The following is a 3,318-nucleotide window of genomic DNA, read 5'->3' as shown; positions in this document are numbered from 1 at the left end:
TAAACAGTTTTTCAGCCACAAATGAATGTTCGGCTATTGCTTCTCGTTGCATTTCCTGCACAGCAGCAATATCACCTGTTTGCCCAAATATTTTTTTAGCCTCTTCTTCCCGGCCATTGATCCATAACCAACGGGGGCTTTCCGGTATTGTGCGCAATAAGAAAGCAAACAACAGAGCAGGCACCACCATTATACCCAGCATCCATCTCCAGGCATCATCTCCCATATCAACAAAGAGAAAATTGGTAAGATATGCTACAAAAATACCTGCTACAATATTGAGTTGAAAAGAGCCCGCCAGCCTCCCTCTTACGCAAGCAGGTGCAATTTCCGAAATATACATCGGACCAACTACTGATGATGCGCCAACTGCCAATCCTCCAATGAACCGAAACAGAATAAAAAGCCCCCAGACAGAAGTCAGGGAACAGCCTATTGCTGAAACCAGGTAAAGAAATGCAATGATGAACAATAGTTTTTTTCGCCCCAATTTTTGTGCAGGAACCCCTGCAACCAGCGATCCGATTACAGTTCCAATAAGGCTGGATGCAACTGTAAACCCCTGCCAGCCTGCACTTAAGGACCAGAGTGATTGTATAGTTTTTTCGGCACCCGATATAACGGCTGTTTCAAATCCGAATAGGAATCCGCCAAGAGCGGCAATCAGTGAAACCCGAACAGCGAAATTAGTTCCGGCTCTATTCTCCATTGGTTGTAATTTTAGGCGAGCAATACTTTCTAAATATACAGTAGAAAATGTTTTGAATATACAGGCAATCACCATAAAAGATATTGCGAAAGCTTTGAACCTTTCGTATTCAACTGTTTCAAGGGCATTAAAGGGAAGCTACCAGATAAGTGAACCTGTAAGGGAAAAAGTGCTTGCTTACGCTAGAGAGCATAATTACCGTCCGAACCTGTTAGCACAAAGTCTCAAAAACAAAAACAGCCGTTGCATAGGAGTGGTATTATGCGCTATACCGAATAGCTTTCTGGGCGAAGTAATCAATGGCATTGAATCCATTGCTTCCTCCAAAGGCTACCTGGTCATCATCACCCAGTCGAATGAATCGCTCGAAAAAGAAAAAATGGCCCTGGATCATCTGACCATGCGTTCTATCGATGGACTACTGATTTCAGTTTCAACAGAAACACTTGATACCGAGCACCTAAAGCCTTATTACGACCGTGGCCTACCGATTGTATTCTTTGATCGGATAGGAGAAGGCCTGCCCGCTCATACGGTACAATCCGATAATGAGGGAGGTGCTTATGAACTCACCAAACACCTTTTGCACCAAGGCTACCGCAGGATTGCACATATTACCAGCCCTACACATCTTCCTATGACAAGGGATCGATTATCGGGCTATTACCGCGCAGTTCAGGAAGCAGGCGTGGACATTGACCCGGCCCTTCTTAAACATTGCGCCCACGGTGGTGCCATTGTGCAGGAAATTGAAACCGCGCTTGATGAATTATTCGCCTTACCGGAGCCACCGGATGCCATACTGGCTGCATCAGACCGGATGACCCAGGCTAGCTTCCAGTATCTGCGTGCGCTTGGTAAACTTATTCCGGAAGAAGTGGCACTGGCTGGTTTCAGTAATTTCAGTGCACCGGAACTTTTTTCACCCGCCTTAACCACCGTGGTGCAGGACGCTTTTGAAATGGGAAAACAAGCTGCCGGTTTATTGATAGAACGCATTGAACAAAAAAATACCCCCCTGGTTCCAAAAAAAATAATTCTTCCGGTTAAATTAAAAGTAAGGGCATCTACCGGCGCTGGTTAACCGATCTTTACAGAGGTCATGGTAAGAGATCCTCCCACAGCCTGGTCATTGAAAAAAGCTACGGGCTCCTGCCCTCTTTGAAGTCCGAGTATATACAGAAGTGGGTAGTAGTGATCCGGGGTAGGAATGGCCAGTAATGCTTCTTTTCCCATTTTTTGATAATGAATCAGCTTATCATGCGCTCCTTCGCGAATGAAATTTTTGAAGGTGTCATTCATCTGGTGCGCCCAGTCAAATCCATAATTGCTTTCGTTTAGTTTATCCCAGGCCACCATCCTTAAATTATGTACCATATTTCCACTGCCAATAATCAATACCCCTCTTTTACGGAGTTCGAATAAATCTGCCGCCAACTGATAGTGCCAGGCTGCTTCTTTTGCATAATCTATACTAAGCTGTAAAACGGGGATATTGGCGTTGGGATACATATGCCGTACTACCGACCAGGTACCATGATCCAGGCCCCATTCATGATCCGGTTCAAGCCGCGTTGCTTGTACCAGTTCAATTGTTTCCCTGGCAAGTGCGGGATCACCCGGAGCTGCATACTGTACCTGGTAAAGAGCTTCCGGGAAACCGCCAAAATCATGAATGGTACGCGGATGCTCCATCGCCGTAATAAAAGAACCTCTTGTTAGCCAATGCGCTGAAATTACCAATACGGCACGGGGCAGAGGCAAATCATGCACACTCTCCTCCCATCCCCTGCTGAACGAATTGTCTGCAATACCATTCATAGGCGAGCCATGTCCAATGAAAAATACCGGCATAAGAAACCCATTTTCCGGAAGCTCATCCTGCATTTTTTTAAGCTGCTGCAAATTATTCATGGCCAAAATTACGGAAAAACAACGATATTTGCATATACAAATGATAACAACGGCAGCGTCTTTCAGGCAATTCAAGTACAGGTTGGGCAGTTTACTGATCCAGGTACCGGATGAACAGCAGATTCAAGTGGCTTATGAAACGGCCAGGAAAAACGATCCCGCTATTGATTTTCCATTTTGGGCCAGGATCTGGCCGTCTGCGCTTGTACTGGCAGCCTACCTAGACAACCACCCCGAACTGTACAAAGGCAAGCGGGTAGTGGAAATTGCAGCGGGATTGGGTTTACCGGCCTTGCTGGCAGCGAAAGAAGCCAAACAGGTAATCGTATCAGATTATCAGCCGGCAGCCATTGCCTGTATGAACGCGTCTATTGCTGCCAATGCCTACACCAATATAGAGGCCTTATTGTATAATTGGCGGCATGGACTTCCAGACTGGGAAGCAGATTTGTTATTACTGAGCGACACAAATTATTCGCCACAAGATCTTGCAGCAGTGGAACAGCTGATACGCTTCTACCTCAACCAAGGCACGCAGGTACTTTTAAGCACTCCTCACCGACTTGCAGGCAGGGATATGTTGCTGGCTTTGTCGGCCTATTGCAAAGAAACCTGTGTACAAGAATTGGAGGAACAAACCCTCACAATTTACCGGTATTCAAAAAACCTGTAATTCGCCGCCTGGTTTATTGCTC

Annotated in this window: 4 protein-coding genes; 2 read left to right on the top strand and 2 right to left on the bottom strand. The window is 46.0% G+C overall.

Annotation, left to right across the window (positions count from 1 at the left end; genetic code table 11):
- On the bottom strand, positions 1 to 709 hold a 709-nt coding region (locus tag A1D16_RS02785; RefSeq protein ID WP_290707588.1), incomplete at its 3' end, for an MFS transporter.
- Positions 710 to 761: 52 nt separating this feature from the next.
- On the opposite strand from A1D16_RS02785, the gene A1D16_RS02780 reads away from it, so the two are divergent.
- On the top strand, positions 762 to 1,793 hold the full coding sequence (locus tag A1D16_RS02780; RefSeq protein WP_290707586.1) for a LacI family DNA-binding transcriptional regulator: 1,032 nt from the start codon (positions 762 to 764) through the stop codon (positions 1,791 to 1,793).
- On the opposite strand, the gene ygiD is transcribed toward A1D16_RS02780, so the two are convergent.
- Positions 1,790 to 2,623 (bottom strand): 4,5-DOPA dioxygenase extradiol, encoded by an 834-nt coding sequence (gene ygiD / locus A1D16_RS02775; protein ID WP_290707584.1) that lies wholly within the window; start codon positions 2,621 to 2,623, stop codon positions 1,790 to 1,792. The two genes, A1D16_RS02780 and ygiD, sit on opposite strands and share 4 nt — an antisense overlap.
- Here ygiD and A1D16_RS02770 point away from each other — a divergent pair.
- Entirely contained in the window at positions 2,622 to 3,296 is a 675-nt protein-coding gene (locus A1D16_RS02770; protein ID WP_290707582.1) for a hypothetical protein, read from the top strand. The two genes, ygiD and A1D16_RS02770, sit on opposite strands and share 2 nt — an antisense overlap.
- The last annotated feature ends 22 nt before the right edge of the window (positions 3,297 to 3,318 follow it).

The sequence above is a fragment of the Flavihumibacter sp. CACIAM 22H1 genome (genome assembly GCF_001601815.1).
Classification (GTDB): domain Bacteria; phylum Bacteroidota; class Bacteroidia; order Chitinophagales; family Chitinophagaceae; genus Flavihumibacter.
This window is presented reverse-complemented; position numbering and strand designations above follow the sequence as displayed.